We start from the raw sequence: 21,858 nt of genomic DNA, 5'->3' as shown, positions 1-21,858 counted from the left end.
GAGGAGTACCTCCACTTTACCAGTGCAGGGGTGCTGCCGTGCCGTGGGCGCATGCGGCCGCGCGCACCGGAACACGACGGCACCCTCCTGAGACCTGATTCACGGGCCCGCGCCGCGCGCGCCGCCCGGCCCCCCGACACCTTCCTGGCGACCGATCGCCGCTGTCCCCGCATGTCGGTGCTGCCCAGCACACCGCACTCGGGCGACCGCGACGGCCGCACGGTCGCCCCTGCCCCGAGAGGCCCTTCATGCCCCGCACGTCCACGCGCCTCACCTTCGCGGTCCTCGCGACCGGTGCCGGCGTGTTCTCCATGCTGCAGTCGCTGATCGCTCCGGCCTTGCCGACCGTCCAGCACGCACTGCACACCTCCCCGTCCACCGCGCCCTGGGTGATGACGGCGTATCTGCTGTCCGCCTCGGTCTTCACCCCCATTCTCGGCCGGGTCGGCGACCTGACCGGGAAGAAACGCACCCTCGTCGCCGTCCTGCTGACGGTGCTCGCCGGGTGTCTGCTCGCCGCGCTCGCGCCGAGCATCGGCGTACTGATCGTCGCCCGGGTCGTCCAGGGCGTCGGCGGCGCGTTGTTCCCGCTGTCCTTCGGGATCGTCCGGGACGAGTTCGCGCCGGCCGAGGTGCCCGGCAGGATCGGCAGCCTGTCCGCCGTGATCGCGGCGGGCGGCGGCGTGGGCATGGTGGCGGCCGGCCCCATCGTGTCCGCCCTGGACTACCACTGGCTGTTCTGGATCCCGGTCGCCGTCGTCGCCCTCACCGCGCTGACCGCCCTGCGGTGCGTGCCGGAGTCCCGCAACCGGGCCGAGGGCAGCATCAGCTGGCTCGGCGCCGGGCTGCTGTCGGCCTGGCTGGTGGCCCTGCTGCTGCCGCTGAGTCAGGCCGGCACCTGGGGGTGGACCTCGCTCCGGGTGCTCGGCCTGTTCGCCGCGGCGGTCGTGCTGTTCGCGCTGTGGCTGTACGCCGAGGCCCGCTCCCGCAGCCCGCTGGTCGACCTGCGGGTGATGCGGCTGCCCGCCGTGTGGACCACCAACACGGCAGCGCTGCTCTTCGGCGCCGGCATGTACGCCATCTGGTCCTTCCTGCCCGGCTTCGTGCAGACGCCGAGGCAGGCGGGATACGGCTTCGGCTCGAGTGTGACCGACGCCGGGCTCCTCATGCTGCCGATGCTGGTGGCGATGTTCTGCTCGGGTGTGCTCAGCGGTCGTCTGCAGCATGTGGTCGGTGCGAAGGCGCAGCTGACCGCCGGTGCCGCACTGGGCGCGCTGGCCTGCGGCTTCCTCGCCGCGTGGCACGACCAGCAGTGGCAGGTGGCCCTCGTCGCCGGGGTGTTCGGTTTCGGTATCGGCCTGGCCTTCGCCTCGATGGCCAATGTGATCGTCGGCAGTGTCCCGGCGGACCGGACCGGCGCCGCGACCGGCATGAACGCCAACATCCGCACCATCGGCGGCTCCCTCGGCACCTCGGTGACCAGTGTGCTGGTCACCGGTCGTCTCCAGCCGTCGGGCCTGCCCCAGGCCTCCGGTTACGTCCACGGCTTCGCCGTGCTGGCCGTGCTGTGTCTGGGGGCGGCGCTCGCGGCACTGCTGGTGCCGGCGCCCCGCGCAGGTGGCCGTGTCCGCTCGGCGGCGGCCGTCCCCACCGGTACGGACCGGCGGGTTCCGTCCCGCCGGGCGTGATGCGGGCGCCGCGCCCCGGGCTCGGCCGCCGGTGCGCCGGTCGGCGGCGTCGCGTCGGCCGGGGCGGCCGCCCGGCGTCGGCCCGTCGCAGGCGAGAATGCGCCCATCTGGCCCGTTCCCGCAGAGAAGAGGCACACCCCGTGACCGTGTTCCGCATCCACCCCGCCGTCGCGGACGCCTTCCCCGACACCCGGATCGCCCTGGTCGCCGTCACCGGCCTGCGCGGCCACGAGCCCTGGCCGGCGACGGCCGCGGCCCTGGACGACCTGGAGCAGCGGCTGGCCGACGGCAGCTGGCGGCCCGCCGGGGAGAACGACCCGCTCATCGAGTCCTGGCACACCGCCTACCGCTCCTTCGGCACCAACCCGCGGCGCATCCGCCCCAGCGTCGACGCACTCGGCCGGCGCATGGCCAAGAAGGGCAGCCTGCCGCGCATCCATGCGGCCGTCGACTCCTACAACGCCGTCTCCGTCCGTCACGGCCTGCCCGCCGGTGCCTTCGACCTCGAGAAGGTCCTCGGTGATGTGGAGATCCGGTACGCCGACGGATCCGAGGAGTTCACCCCGCTCGGGGAGCCCGGCACCGTGGAGCAGCCGAAGCCCGGCGAAGTGGTCTACGCGGACGAGGGCGGGATCCTCACACGTCACTGGAACCACCGCGATGCGCACCGTACACGCGTCACCGAGGACTCCGCCCGTGTCGTCTTCGTCCTGGAGACCGTGCACGCCACCCGCGACGGCGGTGTCCTCAAGGCCGCGGTCGACGAACTGCGGGACCTGCTCGCGCCGCACGCGGAGCAGACACATGTGCACCACCTCGATGCCGCCCGCCCCAGCGCCGACGTCTGATCCCGGGTGTGCGCTCCGGCGCCGGGGCGGCGGCTGGATATGCTGCCCCGGCGAAGCGCACAGCGCATTCGGTCAAACGAACAGCGGGTTGTGAGGGGAACCAGCAGCATGCGCGAACCGGTCGGGCTCAGGCGGCAGCGGATACTCGCGGCCGTGCAGTCCCGGGGTGCCATCCGGGTCAGTGATCTCGCCGCGGAGCTGGAGGTGTCGGTGGTCACCGTGCGCCGCGACGTGGAGCACCTGGCCCGCGAGGGCAAGCTGCGCCGCGGGCACGGCGTTGCCCGGCCGGTGCTGGCGGAGGCCGAGCAGAGCACCGAGCAGCAGCCCGCGGCCGACGGCCGCGGTCCGGTCGCCGTGGTCGTGCCCGAGCGTCACGCGTATCTGTACGAGGCGCTGCACGGTGCGCGCAGTGTCCTGGAGGAGGCCGGGGCGCGTATCGCGCTGCACATCGCGCCGACCGTTCCGGGGGCCGAACGCCCGCTGGTCGAGCGGGCGTTGGCGGACGGTGCGCGCGGCGTGCTGATCGCTCCGCGGTGGCGGGCGCTCGCCACGGAGGAGGCGGACTACGCCTGGCTGTCGGAGCTGGACGTGCCCGCCGTGCTCATGGAGCGCAGGCCGCGCCGCGGCAGCGCGCTGCACGCCCTGGACAGCGTGTGCACGGACCACTGGTACGGCGTGCATCTCGCCGTCGAGCACCTGACGCGGCTGGGCCATCGCCGCATCGTGCTCGCCGCCCGTGACGACAGTCCGACCGCGCGCACCGTCCGTGCCGCGTTCACCGAGATCGCCGAGGCTCACCCGGACGTCGACGAGTGGGCGGTGACGCTCAGCTCGCCCGCCGCGACGCCCGATCCGGCGGACGAGGGCACGGCGGAGCCGGTCGCGCTGCACACCCTGATGGCCGGGACGGGGGCCACGGCGGCCGTGCTGCACGGTGATGTGGACGCCCTGATGCTGGTGCAGTCGCTGCGCGACAACGGGGTGCGCATCCCGGAGGACTGTTCCGTGGTCGCGTACGACGACGTGGTCGCGGCGCTGGGCAGCACCCCGCTGACCGCCGTGTCCCCGCCGAAGGCGGAGGTCGGCCGGGCGGCGGCGGAACTGCTGCTGCGCCGGCTCGACGCGGGCATGTCCCGGGCGGCCGGCGCGCCGGTGCAGCGGGTGGAGCTGCTGCCGACGCTGAAGGTCCGCGGTTCGACGGCACCTCGTCAGGGGTGACCGGGATCGAACACACCCCACATAATGAGCGTTTGACCGTTTGAAGTTTCTCCTGATCGATCTATTGACCTGACCGGGGCAGCCGATCAGTATTCCCGTGACTCGACACGCAGGAGCCGCGGGAGGCGCCCATGCCTGGTCGACACAGTCGTCGATCCGTGCTCGCCGCGATCACCGCGCTGCCGCTGACGGGCGCTCTGAGCGCCTGTTCCGGGAACGGCAGCGCGTCCACCGGATCGGGGAGCGGCGAAACATCCGGCACCAAGGGCAGAACCACCATCACCTTCTGGTCCGCATTGCGCGGCAGTCAGGAGGTGGTGGATGCCTTCAACGCAACACACGATCACATCCGGGTCGACTTCGAGCAGATACCCGCCGGCGGTCAGGGCGGGTATCTGAAGCTGAGCAACGCGGCGCGGGCGGGCAACGCCCCCGACGTCGCCACCATCGAGTATCCCCAGTTGCCCGGCTTCGTGATCGACGGCGTCGTCCGGGACATCACCGCTCTGGTGGGCGACGAGCTGCGGGCGAAGCTGCTGCCCCAGTCGCTGGATCAGACGACCTTCGACGGGCGCACCTACAGCGTGCCGCTCGACGTCGAGCCGATGGTGCTGCACTACCGCGAGGACCTGTTCGACGAGTTCGGCCTGGACGTGCCCACCACCTGGGACGAGTTCGCCGAGGTGGCCCGCGCGGTGCGCCGCACGGGCGCGGGCCGCAGGATCACCGTCTTCCCCACCGACGGCATGACGCTGATGGCCGCCCTGTGCTGGCAGGCCGGGGCGCAGTGGTTCGACATCTCCCGCGGTGCCTGGAACGTGTCCATGGCGGACGCGCCCACCCGCACGGTGGCCGCCTACTGGCAGCGGCTCATCGACGAGGACCTCGTCCACTGCAACGCCACCGGCTCGCGCCTGTACGACGCGCAGGTGGGCAACGGCCTGATCCTGACGCGGCTGAGCGGTGCCTGGGAGGCGGGCGCGCAGATGAACGCGCACCCTGAGCAGAAGGGCACGTGGCGCATCGCCCCGCTGCCCCAGTGGGACTCCGCCCGGCCGGCGCTCGGCATGCACGGCGGCTCGACCTTCGCGGTCACCAAGGACAGCAGGCACCCGGAGGCCGCCATGGAGTTCATCGCCTGGCAGGTGTCGCATCCCGACGCGCTCAAGGCCCGGCTGTCCAGCGGCACGAGCAGCATGTATCCGGCGGCGACCGGGCTGGTGCCCGTGGGCCGTGCCGCTTTCGACCGCACCTACTACGGGGGGCAGGACATCTACGGGCTGTTCGAGCAGGAGGCGCGCAAGATCAGCGACGGCTGGGTGTGGGGGCCGCGCATGACCGCCACCGGCTACATCATGCAGGACGCGTTCGCCCGGGCCGGCGCCGGTTCCGGCACCCTGCTGTCCGCGATGCGCGACGCACAGGCCGGCACCATGCCCGACCTGAAGGCGCTCGGCCTGGCCACCACCCAGCACTCGACGTGAACCCCCCGCACGCTGACAGGCAGGTGACCCCATGACCGCGACCACCCACGCGGCGCCGCCGCGCACCGCGCCGCCCCGCGCGGCGGACGCCGTCCGACGCGCGGCACAGCGCTCGGCCCGGCGCCGCCGCAACGCCGCCGCCGGCGTGCTGATGACGCCGTTCTTCCTCCTTCTCGTCCTCGTCTTCCTGGTGCCCCTGGGCACGGCGGTGTGGCTGAGCCTGTTCAGCGCCGACGAACCCGGCCTCGGGTTCGGCCCGGAGCGCACCGTGTTCGTCGGGCTGCGGTCGTACGCCGCCGTGCTGACCGACCCGACGTTCCTGTCCGGGATCGGCACGGTCGCGCTGTACTGCGTGATCTACATTCCGCTGATGGTGCTCGGGTCCCTGGCGCTCGCCCTGCTGCTGGACTCCGGTGTCGTCCGGATGCGTTCGTGGGCGCAGCTGGGGTTGTTCCTGCCGCACGCGGTGCCCGGCATCATCGCCGCCCTGATCTGGCTGTATCTGTACACGCCCGGCATCAGCCCGGTCGTCGCGGCGCTCGCGAAGGCCGACATCACCGTGGACTTCCTCGGCCTGCACACCACGCTGCCGTCGATCGTGAACATCGCCCTGTGGAGCAACCTCGGCTACAACATGGTCGTCTTCTACGCGGCCCTGCAGGCGATCCCCCGGGAGGTGCTGGAGGCGTCCGTGGTCGACGGCGCCGGGCCGGTGCGCACCGCGGTGCGGGTCAAGGCGCCGCTGGTGCGGTCCTCGATCGTCATGGTGGCGATGTTCACGCTGATCTGGGCCCTGCAGCTGTTCACCGAGCCGATGCTGCTTCATCAGGCCTCACCTATGGTCAGCACCCGGTTCTCGCCCAGCATGTACATCTACGACGCGGCCTTCAGCCGCACCAACTACTCGCTCGCGGCTGCCGCGTCGGTGATCCTGCTCGTGGTCACCATCGCCGTCTCCTACGCGGTCACCCGCTGGACCAACCGGGTCGACTCCGCGAAGGAGACCGCTCGATGAGCCTCGCACACCCCGACCCGATGCGCCCGCGCCTGCTGGGCCGTGCCACCGTCAACGTCGTCGTCGCGCTCAGTGTGCTGTACACGCTGCTGCCGGTGCTGTGGCTGGTGCTCGCGGCGGCGAAGTCCCGTGACGCCGTGTTCACCAGCAGCATCCTGTCGTTCCACGACTTCTCCCTGGTGAGCAACGTCAAGGACCTGCTGACGATGGACGGCGGGCTGTACGGGCGCTGGTACGGCAACAGCCTGCTGTACGCCGTGCTGGGCGCGGCGCTCGGCGCGATGATCAGCGTCGCCTGCGGATACGCCTTCGACAAGTACCGTTTCCGGCACAAGGAGAAGCTGTTCGGCCTGGTGCTGGCGGCCGTGATGGTGCCGCAGACGGTGCTCGCGCTGCCGCTGTACCTCATCGCGTCCGAGACGGGTGTGGTGAACACCTTCTGGTCGGTGTTCGTCCCCGTGCTGTTCAATCCCTTCGGGGTGTACCTGGGCCGGATCTTCGCGCAGGGATATGTGCCCGACGAGGTGCTGGAGGCGGCACGGGTGGACGGCGCCGGCGAGTTGACCACGTATCTGAGAGTGTCGCTGCGGATGCTGGGACCGGGGCTGGTCACGGTCTTTCTCTTCCAGCTGACAGCGATCTGGAACAACTTCTTCCTGCCGATGGTGATGTTGTCGAATCAGCACCTGTATCCGTTGAGTCTTGGGCTCTACCAGTGGAACAGCCAGGCGACCGTCTCCCCCGAGTACTACCCGGTGGTGATCACCGGCTCGCTGCTCGCGGTGCTGCCCCTCATCCTCGCGTTCATCCTGCTCCAGCGGTTCTGGCGGTCCGGTCTGACGGCGGGGGCGGTCAAGTGAGGACGCCGCGTACGGCTCTCGCCATGTCTCCACAGGCGGCCGCCGCCGTCTTCCCGCCGAAGGCGCTGACCGCGCTCGGGAAGGTGTGCGACCTGGCCCCGCTGCCGGTCCTCGACGATCTGACCACCGTACGTGCGAAGGAGATCCTCGCCGAGGCCGAGGTGCTCGTCACCGGCTGGGGGTGTCCGCGGCTGGACGCAGGCGTCCTCGCCTCCGCACCGCGCCTCGAGGCGGTCGTGCACGCGGCCGGTTCGGTGCGCGGGCATGTCACCGACGCCTGCTGGGAGCGCGGCATCGAGGTGTCGTCGGCGGCCGCGGCCAACGCCCTGCCGGTCGCCGAGTACACCCTCGGCATGATCCTGCTGTACGCCAAGCAGGTGCTGGAGCGGGCCCGTGCCTACCGGATCGCCCGCCGGCGCGACGACTGGCTGAGCCTCCCGCGGACCGTGGGCAACTACCGCAGCACGGTGGGCATCCTGTCCGCCTCCCTGATCGGCCGGCGCGTCATGGAGCTGCTGCGCCCCTTCGACCACGAGGTGCTGCTGTACGACCCGTACGTGGGCGAGGCCGACGCCGCCGAGCTGGGCGCGAAATGGGTCGATCTGCCCACGCTCTTCGCCCGCAGCGACCTGGTGAGCATCCACACGCCGCTGCTGCCCGCCACTCGCGGGCTGGTCGGCCGCGACCTGCTGGACGCGATGCGGCCGGGCGCCACGCTCATCAACACCTCGCGCGGCGCGGTCGTCGACCAGGACGCGCTGACCGACGTGGTGCGCGCGGGCCGCATCCGTGCGGTGCTCGACGTGACGGACCCGGAGGTGCTGCCCGCCGGTCATCCGCTGTGGGACTGCCCGAACGTACTGATCACCCCGCATCTCGCCGGTTCCCAGGGCAACGAGTGGGAGCGGCTCGCCGAGACCGCCGTCGCCGAGGTGGCCCGGTGGGCCGCGGGCGACGGCTTCGCCCATCCCGTACGACGCGAAAGGCTGGCGTTCCTGGCATGAGCGTTCCTGGTACGAGCATCCCCTTCGGTCTTCCCGCCGAGGACCGTGCGCGCAGCCCGTACACCGGCTATGTGCGGGCGCACTGGGAGGCGGTCGCGGACGGACTGCTCGGCGCCGCCTGGCGCTGGGCCACACCCGGTGGTGCCCTGATCGATCTGCCGGGCCGCCCGTCCCGGTCCGGTGTCCGCTCCGACGGCCTGGAGGGCTACGCCCGGACGTTCCTGGCGGCCGGTTTCCGGGTGGCGGGCGCCGGCGGCAAGGACCCGCACGGCTGGCTGGAGCGGTACGCGTCCGGGCTGGCCGCGGGCACCCGCACCCCGGGCCGGGACGACACCGAGTCCTGGCCGCTGATCCTCGACCACGATGTGCAGGGCCAGCCGATGGTGGAGTCCGCGTCGGTGGCGCTGGGTCTGCTGCTGACCAGGCCCTGGCTGTGGGACCGGCTCGACGAGGAGGTGCGGGACCGGGCCGAGGCCTGGCTGCGCGGCGCCCTGACGCACACGCCCGCCCCCAACAACTGGTACCTCTTCCCCTTCACGGTCGCCGCGTTCCTCGCCTCGGTGGGCCGCGGTGACGAGGCGACCGAGCGGGCCAGGCAGCGGGCGCTGGGGCTGATGGAGACGTGGTACCGGGGCGACGGCTGGTACGCGGACGGTGACGGGCGGGCGTTCGACCACTACAACGGGTGGGCGCTGCACCTGTATCCGGTGCTGATCGCTCATCTGTGCGGTGACGAGGCGCTCATGGACCGCTTCGGGCCGCGGCTGCGCACGCACCTGGAGAGCTTCTCGCTCCTGTTCGGCGCCGACGGGGCGCCGGTCCACTTCGGACGCTCGCTGACCTACCGGTTCGCGGCCTCCGCGGCGGTCGGCCTGGGCGCCGTCACCGGGCACACCCCGCTGTCCCCGGGCACCTCGCGCCGCCTGATCAGCGGCAGCCTGCGCTACTTCCTCGACCGGGGCGCCGTCACCGGCGACGGGCTGCTCAGCCTGGGCTGGCACGGCCCGCACGCCCCCACGCTCCAGCCCTACTCGGGTCCGGCGTCCCCGTACTGGGCGTCGAAGGCGTTCGTGGCTCTGCTCGCCCCGGAGGACGATCCGCTGTGGACGGCGACCGAGGAACCGGCGCCCAGCGAGGGCCCCGACCGGGTGAAGGCCCTGCCCGCGCCCGGGCTGCTGGTGCAGTCCACCGGGGCCGACGGGATCGTGCGCCTGCACAACCACGGCAGCGATCATGTGCGGCCGCACGAGGGCGAGTCCGCGGCCGAGGACGATCCGCTGTACGGGCGGCAGGCGTACTCCACGCACACCGGTCCCACCTCGCGGGCGAACGTCGCCGACAACCATCTGTCGGTGGAGGTCTCCGGCGTGCCCAGTGTGCGGCGCCGCATCCGTCCGCTGGGCGCGGGCGAAGGAGAGGGCTGGGGCTGGGCGGCCTCCTGGCATCGTCCGGTGTTCGTCTCCGGACCGCCGATGGTGCCGGGCCTGCGGGTGGAGAGCGTGACCGTGGCACGCGGGCGCCACGAGCTGCGGGTCCACCGCGTCGTCGGCGCCCCGCACGGGGCGCGGGTCACCCTCACCGGCTGGGCGACGGGAACGCTGCGGTCCGAGCTGGTCGGCCTGCACGGCTGGGGCGAGACCGAGCGGGTGCGCGCGCCCGAGGGCACGGCGTACGAACCGTGGGTGCGGGTGCCCCGGCTGTCCGCCGGCGTCGAGGGCACGGCGGTGTTCGTGGCGCTGGCCGCGCTGGGCGGGGACGCCGGTGCCGCACCGGCCGCCGAGGCCGTCGCCGGCGTGACCGTGGACGGCCCGGTGGTGCGCGTGCACTGGGCACGGGGCCCGGTGACCGTCGTGGCCTTCGATCCGGTGCGTGTCACGCGGGAACAGCCCTGACGCGAGGCGCGGTGGGCGGGGCGGGGCGGCCACCGCCCCGCTCCCCCGGCACCTTCCCCCGCCGTCGTCCGGGTCCGGGTGCGGAGCGGCTCAGGTCCGCGGGCCGTACCGGTGGTCCCGGGGCCGGCGGCGCTTCACACCGCCGTCCGTTCTTCTCCCGATTCACCGGACCGCCGGCGGCTTGCCGGTCTACGGTACGGAGCACACGGTGCTGCCCACCGCGGTCGCACGAGGGAGGAACCTGTTGTCGTCGCCCTGTGATCCCGAATACGCCCCCGCCGGTGATGTGGGCGCGGCCCTGCTGTTGATCGACTCCCGGCTCACGGCCGTGCGCGACGGCAGAACGCAGGCCGATCCCGTGCAGCAAAAGCTGGTCGGCCAGTTCGCCGCGTCCCTGGGGCCCGAGGGGGTCGACGGCGTACTGGACGGCGTCTGCACCCTCATCTTCATGTTCATGCAGTGGCTGCGGATGGCCTACGAGGACCACGACGAGGACGTCATCGCGGGTGTGGTGCCCAACCTCGTGGCGACGATGCGCATGATGCCCAAGAGCGTGCGGCCCGAGGTCATCCCCACCATGGCGGGTCTGGTCGTGGCCGCGGGGACGGGCCTGAGCCCGAGCCTGTGGCGCCATCAGTACGGGGACTGGACCGACGAGGAGCTGACCGCCCTGGAGGCCACTGCCTTCCTGCTCGCGGAGCACATCAACCGCATCACCGACGACCATGCCTTCGCCACCCGCATGATCGCCGATGCGCTGTCCCGGTCGGAGGAGGACCACGCATGACGCGGGCGGGCGCGGCGCGAGAGACACAGCCGGTGCACCCGGCACGGACCGCGGCCGGCCTGATCGACGACGCGGGCGACCACCGGCCACGGCCCGTTCCGTACCCTGGCGGCATGCGTATGCGGCCCACCCTGAGCTGGATCCCAGACGAGGACCTGCCTCCGGGCACCACGGATCTGCGACCGGTCGTCGAGGCACTGCGCGCCGGCGGCGTGCTCGTGCTCAGCGGGGCCGGCATGTCCACCGAGTCCGGCATCCCCGACTACCGGGGCGAGGGCGGGACCCTGAGCCGGCACACCCCGATGACCTACCAGGAGTTCGTCGCGGACCCGCAGGCCCGACGCCGCTACTGGGCGCGCAGCCACCTGGGGTGGCGCACCTTCGGCCGTGCCCGTCCCAACGCCGGGCACCGGGCCGTGGCCGCGTTCGAGCGGCACGGCCTTCTGTCGGGACTGATCACGCAGAACGTCGACGGCCTGCACCAGGCCGCCGGCAGCCGCAGCGTGGTGGAGCTGCACGGCAGCCTGGCGCGCGTGGTGTGCCTGTCCTGCGGTGCGGTCGGCTCCCGCGGCGAGCTGGCCCGGCGGCTGGAGGAGGCCAACACGGGCTTTTCTCCGGTGGCCGCCGGCATCAACCCGGACGGCGACGCCGACCTCACCGACGACCAGGTCGGCGACTTCCGGGTGGTGCCCTGCGCCCGGTGCGGGGGAGTCCTCAAACCCGACGTGGTGTTCTTCGGGGAGGCCGTTCCGCAGCACCGGGTCGAGCGCTGCCGTGCGCTGGTCCGCGAGGCGGCCTCGCTGCTGGTCCTCGGCTCCTCGCTGACCGTGATGTCCGGCCTGCGGTTCGTCCGCCAGGCCGCCCAGGAGGGCAAGCAGGTGCTCATCGTCAACCGGGACGTCACCCGGGGCGACCGCTACGCCGCCGCGCGGATCGCGCTGCCCCTGGGCACGGCCCTGACCGCCGTGGCCGGACTGCTGGGCATCCCCGGGCACGAGACCCTGCCCCACCAGGCGGCCGGGGTGCCGGCCCAGGGCCGCGGGACACCGGCGGGGTGACCCTCCCCGGCCCGCGTCCCGCGCAGGCCGGCCCGCGTTCCGCACCCCGGCACGCCGTGCGCGGGCGGCGGGTCACCAGCTGCTCCTGGTGACCCCGGGGAGTTGGCCCGCGTGCGCCATCTCCCGCACGCGGATGCGGGAGAGGCCGAACGCCCGCAGATGACCTCGGGGGCGGCCGTCCACGGCGTCGCGGTTGCGCACCCGGGTGGCGCTGGCGTCGCGGGGCTGCCTGCGCAGTTCCCGCTGGGCCGCGGCGCGTTCCTCCGCGGAGGCACGGGGCGAGGCGATGACCGCCTTCAGCTCGGCCCGGCGCGCGGCGTAGCGGGCCACGATGCGGCGTCGCTGCTCGTTCTTCGCGATCTTGCTTTTCTTCGCCATCAGATCCTCTCTCCTCGGGCGCGGATGCGGGCCACCGCGGCCTCGATGCCGATTGCGTCCACGGTCTTGATGCCCTTGGCCGAGAGGGTCAGCCGCACGGAGCGGCCTTCGCTCGGCAGCCAGTAGCGCCTGCGCTGGACGTTGGGGTCGAAGCGCCGCTTGCCGCGCCGGTGGGAGTGCGAGACGCGGTGCCCGAAGCCCGGGCTGCGGCCGGTGAGTTGGCAGTGGGCGGACATGTTCCTCCTCGAGTCGAGTGCCCGCACCCTAGCCCTAGATGAAAATGAAAATCAATCCTGTATGGTTCCTGGCATGGCCCGTGACCAACTCCGGCCGGTCGTCAGGCTGCGGTCCACCGCAGGCACCGGCTACACCTACGTGACCCGCAAGAACCGTCGTAACGACCCGGACCGGCTGACGCTGCGCAAGTACGACCCGGTCGTCCGACGCCACGTCGACTTCCGTGAGGAGCGCTGAGATCCGTGAAGCCCGGTATCCACCCCGCGTACCGGCCCGTCGTCTTCCGTGACCGGGCCGCCGGTTTCGCCTTCCTGACCCGTTCGACCGCCACCAGCGACAAGACCGTCGAATGGAAGGACGGCCGCACCTACCCTGTCATCGACGTCGAGATCTCCTCGGCGAGCCACCCCTTCTACACCGGCACCCGGCGGGTCGTGGACACCGCCGGACGCGTCGAGCGCTTCGCCAGGCGCTACGGCCGCGGACGGAGCGGGCGGTGAGCGGCGAGCACACGCGGCTGCCGGTCGCGCTCGTCGCCGGTCTGCACGCCGACGCACGCCGGGCCGCGGTCGAGGAGATCCTGCGCACGGTCCCCGGCTCGGTGGCCCTGCACCACGATCTGGCGCACGCCGCCGACGGCATGGTGCGCCGGACGGTCCGGGACGCCGGAGGACTGCTGGACAGCGGCTCCGCGCCCCTGGTCAACGACTGCGCGTGCTGTGCGCTGCGCGAGGATCTGGTCCCTGAGTTGGTACGGCTCGCCGAGGCCGGCCGGCACCGGCTGGCCGTCGTCGAACTGTGGGACTCCGTCGAACCCCAGGCCATGGCCTCGGTCGTCGCCGGGGCGGGCGCGCCGCTACGGCTCACCGGGGTCGCCACCGCCGTCGACCCGGCCCTGGTGCTGCCGTGTCTGTCCAACGGCGACGACCTCGCGGACGCCGGGCTGGCCGCCGCCCCGACCGATCAGCGGACGGTGTCCGACACCTTCGCCCGGCAGCTGGAGTACCCCACAGTGCTCGCTCTCGCCGAGGCCGGCGAGACCGCGGACAGCGATCACGAGCTGCTCGCCCAGCTCACGCCGGGCGCCGACACGGTGCGCGTGGGCAGCGGCCTGCTGGGGCCCGCGCTGCTGGCCGGGTTCGACGTGGCCACGGCCGCCGCCCGGGTGCATCCGGCGTGCGCGCTGCTGCCCCAGGAGTGCGACGCGCACGGTGTGAGCACCGTCGTCTGGCGGCGCGACCGCCCCCTGCACCCGCAGCGCCTGTACGCGGCGCTGGAGGATCTGGCGTGTGCCGCCGCCCGCAGCCGTGGCCGCTTCTGGCTGGCGGACCGCCCGGACGCCCTGCTGTCCTGGGACGCGGCGGGCGGCGCGCTGTGCCTGGAGTCGGCCGGTCCCTGGCTGGCCGCCCTGCCCGACGCCGCCTGGGACCTGGTGCCCGCCGAGCGCCGGCTCGCCGCGTCCCTGGACTGGCACCCCGAGCACGGCGACCGCTGCCAGTACCTCACCTTCACCTCGCCGGGCCTGGACCGGGACGGCCTTCTGCACCTGCTCGACTCCTGCCTGCTCACCGACGAGGAGTACGCCGGGGGACGGGACCGCTGGCAGGACCTCCCCCACGCCTTCGACGACCTGCTCGACTTCGCCGCCTGACGAAGACCCGTCACCCGACGAAAACCCGTCATATGCCGAAGACGTCACCTGACAGAGAGGACCGGCTCATCATGTCTCCCTCCACCGCCGCCCGGCGCAAGGCCGCCAAGCGCCGGCGGGTCAATCCGCTGGACGCGGCCGGCATCACCTACATCGATTACAAGGACACCGATCTGCTGCGGAAGTTCATCTCCGACCGCGGGAAGATCCGCAGCCGCCGGGTGACCGGCCTGACGCGCCAACAGCAGCGCCGCATGGCACAGGCCGTCAAGAACGCCCGGGAGATGGCGCTGCTGCCCCCGCCCACCCGGTGACCGGACCGGCCGCGCCCCGGCGCGGAGGCCGGCGGATCGCCGCGAGCCCGGCACCCGGCTCACGGCCACCCGGATCGCCGCGAGCCGGGTGGCCGTGACGCGTGCCCGGCCGCCCGGCTCGTCGTCTCGGCCCACCGGGCACCCGCCGGCCGTCATCATGTCCAGGCAGCCTCGCGGCTTCGACGAGCCGACCGAGCACAGGAGTGGACACGCGATGGCCTGGACGCAGCGCACCGTGGAACGCGACGGCATACGCCTCGTCTGCCGTGACTGGCCGGGTCAGGGACCCGATGTTCTCCTGCTCCACGGGCTGGCCGGGCACGCGGGCGAGTGGGACGGGATCGCCCGCGCCCTGAGCCCCTGGTATCACGTGGTCGCCGTCGACCAGCGCGGTCACGGCGACAGCGAACGCCACCCAGGCGACGTGAGCCGCGCCGCCTACGTCGCCGATGTCGTCACCGTGGCCGGACGGCTCGGCCTGCACCGGCCCGTGCTCGTCGGCCAGTCCCTGGGCGGGCACACCGCCCTGCTCACCACCGCCGCCCACCCGGGCCTGGCCCGTGCGCTGGTGTGCGTGGAGGCGGGGCCCGGCGGTCCCGATCCCGACGTCCCGTCCCGCATCGGTGGCTGGCTGGACACCTGGCCGGTGCCCTTCCCGTCGCGCGGTGCCGCGGCCGGGTTCTTCGGCGGCGGGGCCGTCGGTGAGGGCTGGGCGGCCGGGCTGGAACAGCGGGACGACGGATGGTGGCCGCGCTTCGACCGGGACGTCATGGTGGCGTCCCTGGCCGAGAACGCCCGGCGTTCCTCCTGGGAGGAGTGGAGCAGCATCAGCTGCCCCACGCTGGCCGTCTGGGCACAGCGCAGCATCATCGAGCCGCGGGAGGCCGACGAGATGTTCGTCCGGCAGCCCGGGCTGCGGGGCGTGAGCGTTCCCGGTGCCGGACACGACCTGCATCTGGAACGCCCCGGCCTGCTGAGCCGGGTGATCCGTGACTTCCTCGACGAGGTCACCGGGGCCTCGGCGTGATCGGGTGCGGCCGGGCGGCGGTGCCCGGGGTCAGAAGGGGCGGGCCGGCATCAGCGTCGGGCTGCCGTCGACGAAGGCGACGCAGCGGGGCGCACCGGGTCCGAGAGTGATGTCCACCCTGACCGGCACCGGAGGGTCGGTGGGCAGCTCGCCTCTGAGCAGCAGGGCGCGGGTGCCGTGGACCTCTGCGCGACCGGTCTCCTTGCCGTCGATGAGCAGCTCGGCCGTCCCGCGCCGGCCGCAGTCGAGGTTGACCGTGACCGAGTGCCCCCTGACGTCCAGGTGGAAGTGGTGGATCGGGCTCATCGCGTGTCCCTCCACAGCGGTCAGAAGGCTGCAGGCTTTCGCCGGACGTGCGTACGTGTGTCCATTGTCCGACGTCATTTCCGTCCGCGGAGCCGGCCGGCACCGGGGTCCGGCTCGGCGCGGGCCGGCTCGGTCCGGTCCGGGTCGGGCCGCCCAGCACCCCGGACACCGAAAACGCCGGACAGCGAAGGCGCCCGGACACGGGGGCGCCCGGACAGCGGGATGCTCCGGACAGCGGGGATGCTCCGGACACCGAGGGTGACCGGTTCACGCCGCCGCGCCGGGCGGGCCGTGCGTTCGCCCGGTGCCTACGGGCCGTCCATGATCGTGGCGGTCACCTCGAACCACACCGACTTGCCGCGGCCGCTGGGCGAGTTGCCCCAGGCCGATGCCATCGCCTCCACGATGACCAGTCCCCGGCCGTGCTCCGCGTCGATGTCGCCCTGCTCGGTGACCGTGATGGGAGCGGGCAGAGGCGGCCGGGGGTCGCAGTCGCGCACTTCGACACGGATGCGGTCGGGGTATTCGCGCAGCCGGACGTCGACGTCGCTGTCGGCGTGCACCAGGGCGTTGGTGACCAGCTCGGTGGCCAGCAGTTCCACCTCGTAGGAGACGGCCCTCCAGCCCCACAGACGCAGCTTCTCGTGCAGGAAGGCCCTCACCTCCCGCACGCCCTGCAGGTCGTGGCGCTGGACGGACATCCGGCTCACGCGACGGTGTGCGCCCGGCAGCGCCCCGTCGTAGCGGGCGAGCAGCAGGGCCGCGTCGTCCTCCCGCGTCCGGCCCGCCCCCTCTCCCGTGATGCCGAGCAGCCGGGTGGCGAGCTCCTCCAGGCGCAGCTCGTCGGCCTCGGCCAGCAGACGGCACAGGGCCTCGGTCCCCGCGACCAGATCGGTGTCGCGGGAGTGGATCAGGCCGTCGGTGTAGAGGGCGAGGACGGTGCCGGGAGGCAGGATCACTTCCTCGGAGTGGTACACCGCGTCCGGAACCACGCCGAGCGGCAGGCCCGGCTCCGGGGCCGCCACCTCGATGGTGCGGTCGGGCAGGCGCAGCAGCGGGCTCGGATGGCCGGCACGGGAGATCTCCGCGGTGCCGGCGGCCCGGTCGAGCCAGATGCAGGTGCAGGTGACGAACAGGTCCGTGCCCAGTTCGGCCAGCAGCCGGTTGGTCCGGCCGAGCACGTCGGCGGGTCCGTGCCCTTCGGTGGCGTAGGCACGCACGACGCTGCGGATCTGTCCCATGACCGCCGCGCCGGCCGGGCTGTGTCCCTCGACGTCGCCGATGACCAGGCCCACGTTTCCGTCGGGCAGGGTGAGGACGTCGTACCAGTCACCGCCCACATCGGTTCCCGGCGCCGGCACGTACCGGGCCGCGGTGTCCAGTTCCTCGAGGTGGGGAAGCATGTGGGGCAGCAGCCCCTGCTGCAGTCTGCGCACCACGCCGTGTTCGGTCTCGAAGTGCCGGGCGCGGTCGAGGGACTGGGCGAGCAGGCCGGTCATGGAGACCAGGACCGCCCGGTTCTCGGCGGTGAAGCGGCGCGGGTGGTCGAATCCCAGGACGAACGTGCCGGTGGTGCGGCGCTCGCTGATCAGCGGCAGCAGCGCGCAGGCCCGCAGGCCGTCGCCGAGGGCTCCGAGGTGTGCCGCCGCCAGGTCGGTCTCGTTCTCCAGGAACAGCGGCTCCGCCGGCGTGGGCACCGAGACGGAACGTGTGATCTCCGGTGGGTACCCGGTGTATCCGAGGATGCGCTGCCGGCCGTACTCCAGGACGCCGACCAGCATGCTCTGGGCGTCGAAGGGCGCCATGATGCGGTGCACCACGGTCTCGATGACGTCCTGCGGCCGCACCGCCCGCGTCAGCGCGGACGCCGTCTTCTGGAAGTCGTACAGGAACGACACATCGGTGCCGAGGGCGTCACCGGTCGCCGGGAGCAGGAAGCACGGCACCGAGGCCGGGCGAGCCCGGGCGTAGCGTTGCCGCGCGATGTCCAGGTCCTGCGCCATCTCCTGAGCCCATCCGCAGCACCGGCTCTTGTGCTCGGGGAGGAGCTGGCGGGGCCCCAGCGGCGGCACCCACAGCAGGGTCAGCACACCCACCATGTGCCCGGACGCCTGCGCCGGCGTCGAGGCGACCGTGTACGGGAAGGGCATCGTCACATCGGCGGCCGAGGGGGCCGACAGGGTTTCGGGGCTGGAGCCGATGATCTGCCGTCCGGTCCGGTACGCGATCGCCGGGGTGTACCGCTCGTGGTCCACGCGGATGCGTTCCAGCGCGGTGTAGAGGGAGACCGGCAGACCCACGATCGTCACCGCGGTGAGCAGACGCCCGTCGTCGGCGGGCACGTAGGCGATGCCGGTGCTGGCGTGCAGGTCCTGCACGGCGCGTCGCAGCGCCGCGGCCAGCCGGCTGTGATCGTTGTCGCTCACCACGGTGCTCCTGATGCGAGCGGAGGACGACCTGCGTCGTGCGGTCCAACCTCAAGGTAAGCACGTCCGGGCGGGCGGCGGCACGAGAAGACCCACCACGAGCGGTGCGGGAGCGGGCCGTGCACGGGGCCCGCCGGGAGGCCGGCCGGTCCGGGAGACCGGTGTGCGGTGCGTCACCCGGGCATGCCGGGGCGTCGGGGCCCTGTCCCGGTGGGTGGCACGCCGTCTAGCGTGAGCTGTCATGCGCGATGACTCGACGACCCGTGCCCTGACCGAGCGGCTGGACCGCGAGCTGCCGCCCGGGCGGCTGTCGACGGACCCGGCGGTGACCGCCGGCTACGCCCACGACGAGGCCGAGTGGGCGCCGTACGGCACGCCCCTCGCTCTCGTCCGTCCGCGGACGGCCGCGGAGGTGCAGCGCGTGGTGAGGGCCTGCCGGGACTTCCGGGTGCCGATCGTCACCCGGGGCGCGGGCACCGGCCTGTCCGGCGGTGCCAACGCGGTGGACGGCTGCGTCGTCCTGTCCACCGAGACGATGACGACCATCAAGAAGATCGACCCGCTGGAGCGGCTGGCGGTGGTGGAGCCGGGCGTGGTCAACGATCATCTGCGGGCCGCCTGCGCCGAGCAGGGACTGTGGTACCCGCCGGATCCCGCCAGCGCGCCCTGGTCGACGATCGGCGGCAACGTGGCGACCAACGCGGGCGGTCTGTGCTGTGTGAAGTACGGCGTCACCCGGGACTACGTGCTGGGCCTTGAGTTCGTCACCGCGGCCGGAGAGCTGGTCCAGGTCGGCCGCCGCACCGCCAAAGGTGTGGCCGGCTACGACCTGACCGCGCTGATGGTGGGCTCGGAGGGCACCCTGGGGGTGATCACCGAGGTGACGCTGCGGCTGCGGCCGCGCCGGCTGCCCGAGCACACCGTGGCCGGGTATTTCTCCTCGACGGTGGACGCCGGCCGTGCCGTGGCCGCGGTGGGCGCCGCGGGGCTGACCCCGTCGGCGCTGGAGCTGGTCGACCGGCACTGCCTCGCGGCGGTCGACGCGTGGAAGAACATGGGACTGTCGACCGAGGCCGACGTGGTGCTGCTGGGCCGCACGGACGCCCCGGGCCCCGCCGGGGAGGAAGAGGCGGAGGCCATGCGGCGCTGCTTCGCCGAGGCCGGTGCCACATACGCCGTCCGCTCCACCGACCAGCAGGAGGCCGACGCCCTGTTCGAGGCCCGCCGCCTGGCCTATCCGGCGCTGGAGCGGCTCGGTCCGGTGCTGACGGAGGACGTGTGCGTGCCCAAGGCGGCGGTGCCGGAGATGCTGGGGCGCATCGACGCGATCGCGGCCCGGCACGAGACGCTCATCGCGAACATCGCGCACGCCGGTGACGGCAATCTGCACCCGCTGCTGATCACCCCGCCCGGGGACGAAGAGGCCAGGAAGCGGGCACAGGCCGCGTTCCACGACATCATCGCCGAGGCCCTGGCGCTGGGCGGCACGGTCACCGGGGAGCACGGGGTGGGCCTGCTCAAGCGGGAGGGTCTGGCCGACGAGCTGGGCCCGGAGGTGATGGCGCTGAACCGGGCGATCAAGGACGCGCTGGACCCGGAGCACCTGTTCAACCCGGGCAAGGTGGTGGCCCTGCACACGGGGAGCTGACGCGTCGGACCGGATCTCGCCGCGGCTCCGCGGCGGGCGAGGTCCGGCCGTGTCCGCCGGGTCGGTGACGGCGGCGGACACGGCTGCGCGTGCCCGCGCCGGATCCGGGCGGCCGCCCGGCGCGCCGGGGGCGGGCGGTCCCGTGGGTGCGTTCACAGCGGGCGGCCGGACCTGCGCGGGCGACCGCAGGGACGGCGCCGGACGCACCGATGCGCGAGGTCACGGCGTTCCGTAGGCTTCGCTCATGACCTCGACGCCGCCCTCCCCGACGCCGCGCGAAGCCTTCGACCTGCTGATGGCCGGCAATCAGCGCTTCGTCACGGGCTCCCCCGAGCACCCCAACCAGGATGCCGCCCGCCGCACCGAGACAGCGCCGGTGCAGCATCCCTTCGCGGTGCTGTTCGGCTGTTCCGACTCCCGGCTCGCCGCCGAGATCATCTTCGACCGCGGCCTGGGCGACCTGTTCGTGGTGCGGACCGCGGGCCACGTCATGGGGCCGGAGGTGCTGGGCAGCATCGAGTACGGCGTGGAGGTGCTCGGCTGCCCGCTGGTGGTGGTGCTGGGGCACGACTCCTGCGGCGCGGTCGCGGCGACCCGGGCCGCCGTCATGAACGGCACGACCGCCGGCGGATATGTGCGGGACGTGATCGAGCGGGTCACTCCGAGCGTGCTGGTCTCCCGTGCCGCCGGTCACACCGAGGACGCCGACTTCATAGCGGAGCATGTGCGCCGGTCCGTGGATCTGCTGCTGGACCGCTCCCGTGCCCTGGCCGACGCGGTGGCGGCCGGCCGTGCCGCCGTGGTGGGCCTGTCCTACCGGCTGGTCGACGGCACCGCCCACCTGATCACCACCCGGGGTCTGGAGCCGGCCACCGACGCCGCGGTGTGAGACGGCCGGCGGCGCGTACCGGGCCCGGCACGCCGCTCCCCGCACGGCGTGTGCGCCGTCTCCCCGCACGACGCACGTGCCGTCGCCCGCTGTGACGTACGTGAGGCTCCGTCCTTGGACGGAGCCTCTCGCGCACAGCAGGGCTGTCACGGTTCGCCGGTGTGGTGGCCGTTCGTGTCCGTGTCCTCGTCGGCTGCGGAACGCGGGAAGAGAAGTTCCTCGAGTGCGGTCGTGCCGAAAAGAAGCGCCATCGCCAGGGCCGGGACGAGCAGGGCGAGCAGGATCACAGCACCTCCCCAAGGTCGGCCTGTGGGACCTGTCCGGGTCGCATTCAGGATGCCGCCGAATGGCGTACCTCGCATGTCGAGCGGGTCCCGCGGCCTGCTGGGACACGGCCCGCGGCACATGAAGGCCGCGCGGGAAGGGCAGGCACGAGGAGGAGCGGCAGGCAGGAAGCCGCGCGGGAGGAGCACCGTGACCGATCGGGACGCAGGATCGCAGGCGGCGGCCGTGTTCGACGCCCTGAGGATCCGGTACGAACAGGCCTTCGCGCATTCCGCGGCCCACCGCGCGTCGCTGGAGTGGCTGTCGGCGCACCTCGGCCCGCACAGCCGGGTCCTGGACGTGGGCAGCGGGACGGGGCGGCCCACCGCGGCCACGCTCGCCGCGGCGGGGCACGAGGTGCTGGGCGTCGATGTGTCACCGGTGATGGCCGAGCTGGCGGCACGGCAGGTGCCGCAGGCCTCCTTCCGGTGCGCCGACATCCGCGACCTGCCGCTCGCCGAGGGCTCCTTCGACGCGGTCTGCGTCTACTTCGCCCTGCTGCAGATGTCCCGCCGCGACCAGGAGGCCGTCGTGCGGCGTCTGGTGCGGGCCGTGCGGCCGTCCGGCATCGTGGTGCTGGCCACCGTCCCGCTCGACGTGGAAATGGCCGACGGGATCTTTCTGGGGCAGCCGGTGCGGGTGACCAGCTTCGACGAGGAGGGCTTCGTCCGTATGGCCACCGCCGCGGGGCTCACGGTGCTCTCGCGGCAGACCCACCTGTTCACCCCCGCGGCTCCCGGTGCGACGCCCGAGCCCCATCTGTTCCTGCACTGCCGGCGGACCACCGGCTGAGCGCAGGCGGGC

General features: G+C 72.9%; 23 protein-coding genes. 18 read left to right on the top strand and 5 right to left on the bottom strand.

What is annotated here, in order from left to right:
- The first annotated feature begins 248 nt into the window (after positions 1-248).
- The 10 genes from IE286_RS16625 to IE286_RS16580 all read left to right on the top strand — a co-directional run bounded on the left by IE286_RS16625 (position 249) and on the right by IE286_RS16580 (position 11,854).
- Positions 249-1,688, top strand: a complete 1,440-nt coding sequence (locus IE286_RS16625; RefSeq protein WP_189797530.1) for an MFS transporter — start codon at positions 249-251, stop codon at positions 1,686-1,688.
- Between the two features lie 140 nt (positions 1,689-1,828).
- Positions 1,829-2,536 carry a B3/B4 domain-containing protein gene (locus IE286_RS16620; RefSeq protein ID WP_189797529.1) on the top strand — a complete coding sequence of 236 codons (708 nt, stop codon included), beginning with the start codon at positions 1,829-1,831 and terminating at the stop codon, positions 2,534-2,536.
- Between the two features lie 108 nt (positions 2,537-2,644).
- Entirely contained in the window at positions 2,645-3,754 is a 1,110-nt protein-coding gene (locus tag IE286_RS16615) for a substrate-binding domain-containing protein (protein ID WP_189797528.1), read from the top strand.
- Between the two features lie 131 nt (positions 3,755-3,885).
- Complete coding sequence (locus IE286_RS16610; protein WP_189797527.1) at positions 3,886-5,238, top strand: ABC transporter substrate-binding protein; 1,353 nt, start codon at positions 3,886-3,888, stop codon at positions 5,236-5,238.
- Between the two features lie 31 nt (positions 5,239-5,269).
- Complete coding sequence (locus IE286_RS16605; protein WP_189797526.1) at positions 5,270-6,253, top strand: carbohydrate ABC transporter permease; 984 nt, start codon at positions 5,270-5,272, stop codon at positions 6,251-6,253.
- Positions 6,250-7,113: a carbohydrate ABC transporter permease gene (locus tag IE286_RS16600; RefSeq protein ID WP_189797525.1), complete on the top strand. Its 864-nt coding sequence runs from the start codon at positions 6,250-6,252 to the stop codon at positions 7,111-7,113. Before IE286_RS16605 ends, IE286_RS16600 begins: the two co-directional genes overlap by 4 nt.
- A gap of 23 nt (positions 7,114-7,136) precedes the next feature.
- On the top strand, positions 7,137-8,117 hold the full coding sequence (locus IE286_RS16595; protein ID WP_189797524.1) for a hydroxyacid dehydrogenase: 981 nt from the start codon (positions 7,137-7,139) through the stop codon (positions 8,115-8,117).
- Entirely contained in the window at positions 8,114-10,009 is a 1,896-nt protein-coding gene (locus IE286_RS16590; RefSeq protein ID WP_189797523.1) for a DUF2264 domain-containing protein, read from the top strand. Before IE286_RS16595 ends, IE286_RS16590 begins: the two co-directional genes overlap by 4 nt.
- A 244-nt stretch (positions 10,010-10,253) precedes the next feature.
- A complete protein-coding gene (locus IE286_RS16585) occupies positions 10,254-10,796 on the top strand; it encodes a hypothetical protein (RefSeq protein WP_189797522.1) in 543 nt (180 codons plus the stop codon).
- Between the two features lie 113 nt (positions 10,797-10,909).
- Positions 10,910-11,854, top strand: coding sequence for an NAD-dependent protein deacetylase (locus tag IE286_RS16580; protein ID WP_189797521.1), 945 nt, complete (start codon positions 10,910-10,912; stop codon positions 11,852-11,854).
- A 72-nt stretch (positions 11,855-11,926) separates the two neighbouring features.
- On the opposite strand, the gene rpsN is transcribed toward IE286_RS16580, so the two are convergent.
- Both rpsN and rpmB read right to left on the bottom strand, forming a co-directional pair.
- Entirely contained in the window at positions 11,927-12,232 is a 306-nt protein-coding gene (gene rpsN / locus IE286_RS16575; protein WP_189797520.1) for a 30S ribosomal protein S14, read from the bottom strand.
- The gene (rpmB, locus tag IE286_RS16570) at positions 12,232-12,468 is read right to left on the bottom strand and encodes a 50S ribosomal protein L28 (RefSeq protein WP_189797519.1); all 237 of its coding nucleotides are present in this window, start codon (positions 12,466-12,468) and stop codon (positions 12,232-12,234) included. The genes rpsN and rpmB overlap by 1 nt, the downstream gene beginning before the upstream one ends.
- Positions 12,469-12,541: 73 nt before the next feature.
- Between rpmB and rpmG the strand changes: the two genes are divergently transcribed.
- The 5 genes from rpmG to IE286_RS16545 all read left to right on the top strand — a co-directional run bounded on the left by rpmG (position 12,542) and on the right by IE286_RS16545 (position 15,461).
- Positions 12,542-12,706, top strand: a complete 165-nt coding sequence (gene rpmG / locus IE286_RS16565; protein WP_125500810.1) for a 50S ribosomal protein L33 — start codon at positions 12,542-12,544, stop codon at positions 12,704-12,706.
- A gap of 5 nt (positions 12,707-12,711) precedes the next feature.
- Positions 12,712-12,969 (top strand): type B 50S ribosomal protein L31, encoded by a 258-nt coding sequence (locus tag IE286_RS16560; RefSeq protein ID WP_189797518.1) that lies wholly within the window; start codon positions 12,712-12,714, stop codon positions 12,967-12,969.
- Positions 12,966-14,120 carry a GTP-binding protein gene (locus IE286_RS16555; protein WP_189797517.1) on the top strand — a complete coding sequence of 385 codons (1,155 nt, stop codon included), beginning with the start codon at positions 12,966-12,968 and terminating at the stop codon, positions 14,118-14,120. Before IE286_RS16560 ends, IE286_RS16555 begins: the two co-directional genes overlap by 4 nt.
- Before the next feature lie 71 nt (positions 14,121-14,191).
- Positions 14,192-14,434: a 30S ribosomal protein S18 gene (gene rpsR / locus IE286_RS16550; protein ID WP_189797516.1), complete on the top strand. Its 243-nt coding sequence runs from the start codon at positions 14,192-14,194 to the stop codon at positions 14,432-14,434.
- A 214-nt stretch (positions 14,435-14,648) separates the two neighbouring features.
- Positions 14,649-15,461, top strand: coding sequence for an alpha/beta fold hydrolase (locus IE286_RS16545; protein WP_189797515.1), 813 nt, complete (start codon positions 14,649-14,651; stop codon positions 15,459-15,461).
- A 30-nt stretch (positions 15,462-15,491) separates the two neighbouring features.
- On the opposite strand, the gene IE286_RS16540 is transcribed toward IE286_RS16545, so the two are convergent.
- A complete protein-coding gene (locus IE286_RS16540; protein WP_189797514.1) occupies positions 15,492-15,767 on the bottom strand; it encodes a hypothetical protein in 276 nt (91 codons plus the stop codon).
- 308 nt (positions 15,768-16,075) lie between these two features.
- The gene (locus tag IE286_RS16535; RefSeq protein WP_189797513.1) at positions 16,076-18,193 is read right to left on the bottom strand and encodes an ATP-binding SpoIIE family protein phosphatase; all 2,118 of its coding nucleotides are present in this window, start codon (positions 18,191-18,193) and stop codon (positions 16,076-16,078) included.
- Positions 18,194-18,434: 241 nt separating this feature from the next.
- Between IE286_RS16535 and IE286_RS16530 the strand changes: the two genes are divergently transcribed.
- Together IE286_RS16530 and IE286_RS16525 are read left to right on the top strand one after the other, a co-directional pair.
- A complete protein-coding gene (locus IE286_RS16530) occupies positions 18,435-19,841 on the top strand; it encodes an FAD-binding oxidoreductase (protein ID WP_189797512.1) in 1,407 nt (468 codons plus the stop codon).
- A gap of 244 nt (positions 19,842-20,085) precedes the next feature.
- Entirely contained in the window at positions 20,086-20,730 is a 645-nt protein-coding gene (locus IE286_RS16525) for a carbonic anhydrase (RefSeq protein ID WP_189797511.1), read from the top strand.
- 146 nt (positions 20,731-20,876) lie between these two features.
- Here the strand turns inward: IE286_RS16525 and IE286_RS16520 are convergent, their stop codons facing one another.
- Positions 20,877-21,017 carry a hypothetical protein gene (locus IE286_RS16520; RefSeq protein ID WP_189797510.1) on the bottom strand — a complete coding sequence of 47 codons (141 nt, stop codon included), beginning with the start codon at positions 21,015-21,017 and terminating at the stop codon, positions 20,877-20,879.
- A 118-nt stretch (positions 21,018-21,135) separates the two neighbouring features.
- On the opposite strand from IE286_RS16520, the gene IE286_RS16515 reads away from it, so the two are divergent.
- Complete coding sequence (locus IE286_RS16515) at positions 21,136-21,846, top strand: methyltransferase domain-containing protein (RefSeq protein WP_189797616.1); 711 nt, start codon at positions 21,136-21,138, stop codon at positions 21,844-21,846.
- Positions 21,847-21,858 lie beyond the last annotated feature (12 nt).

The organism is Streptomyces thermodiastaticus (assembly GCF_014656135.1).
Lineage (GTDB): Bacteria > Actinomycetota > Actinomycetes > Streptomycetales > Streptomycetaceae > Streptomyces > Streptomyces thermodiastaticus.
This window is presented reverse-complemented; position numbering and strand designations above follow the sequence as displayed.

Excerpts from the sequence above, each read along its gene's own strand:
- IE286_RS16525 (WP_189797511.1), top strand. The coding sequence starts at position 20,086 with ATGACCTCGACGCCGCCCTCCCCGACGCCGCGCGAAGCCTTCGACCTG.
- IE286_RS16530 (WP_189797512.1), top strand. The coding sequence starts at position 18,435 with ATGCGCGATGACTCGACGACCCGTGCCCTGACCGAGCGGCTGGACCGC.
- IE286_RS16595 (WP_189797524.1), top strand. The coding sequence starts at position 7,137 with ATGTCTCCACAGGCGGCCGCCGCCGTCTTCCCGCCGAAGGCGCTGACC.
- IE286_RS16615 (WP_189797528.1), top strand. The coding sequence starts at position 2,645 with ATGCGCGAACCGGTCGGGCTCAGGCGGCAGCGGATACTCGCGGCCGTG.
- IE286_RS16605 (WP_189797526.1), top strand. The coding sequence starts at position 5,270 with ATGACCGCGACCACCCACGCGGCGCCGCCGCGCACCGCGCCGCCCCGC.
- rpsR (WP_189797516.1), top strand. The coding sequence starts at position 14,192 with ATGTCTCCCTCCACCGCCGCCCGGCGCAAGGCCGCCAAGCGCCGGCGG.
- rpmG (WP_125500810.1), top strand. The coding sequence starts at position 12,542 with ATGGCCCGTGACCAACTCCGGCCGGTCGTCAGGCTGCGGTCCACCGCA.
- IE286_RS16600 (WP_189797525.1), top strand. The coding sequence starts at position 6,250 with ATGAGCCTCGCACACCCCGACCCGATGCGCCCGCGCCTGCTGGGCCGT.
- IE286_RS16625 (WP_189797530.1), top strand. The coding sequence starts at position 249 with ATGCCCCGCACGTCCACGCGCCTCACCTTCGCGGTCCTCGCGACCGGT.
- IE286_RS16580 (WP_189797521.1), top strand. The coding sequence starts at position 10,910 with ATGCGTATGCGGCCCACCCTGAGCTGGATCCCAGACGAGGACCTGCCT.
- IE286_RS16590 (WP_189797523.1), top strand. The coding sequence starts at position 8,114 with ATGAGCGTTCCTGGTACGAGCATCCCCTTCGGTCTTCCCGCCGAGGAC.
- IE286_RS16545 (WP_189797515.1), top strand. The coding sequence starts at position 14,649 with ATGGCCTGGACGCAGCGCACCGTGGAACGCGACGGCATACGCCTCGTC.
- rpmB (WP_189797519.1), bottom strand. The coding sequence starts at position 12,468 with ATGTCCGCCCACTGCCAACTCACCGGCCGCAGCCCGGGCTTCGGGCAC.
- IE286_RS16610 (WP_189797527.1), top strand. The coding sequence starts at position 3,886 with ATGCCTGGTCGACACAGTCGTCGATCCGTGCTCGCCGCGATCACCGCG.
- rpsN (WP_189797520.1), bottom strand. The coding sequence starts at position 12,232 with ATGGCGAAGAAAAGCAAGATCGCGAAGAACGAGCAGCGACGCCGCATC.
- IE286_RS16515 (WP_189797616.1), top strand. The coding sequence starts at position 21,136 with ATGAAGGCCGCGCGGGAAGGGCAGGCACGAGGAGGAGCGGCAGGCAGG.
- IE286_RS16540 (WP_189797514.1), bottom strand. The coding sequence starts at position 15,767 with ATGAGCCCGATCCACCACTTCCACCTGGACGTCAGGGGGCACTCGGTC.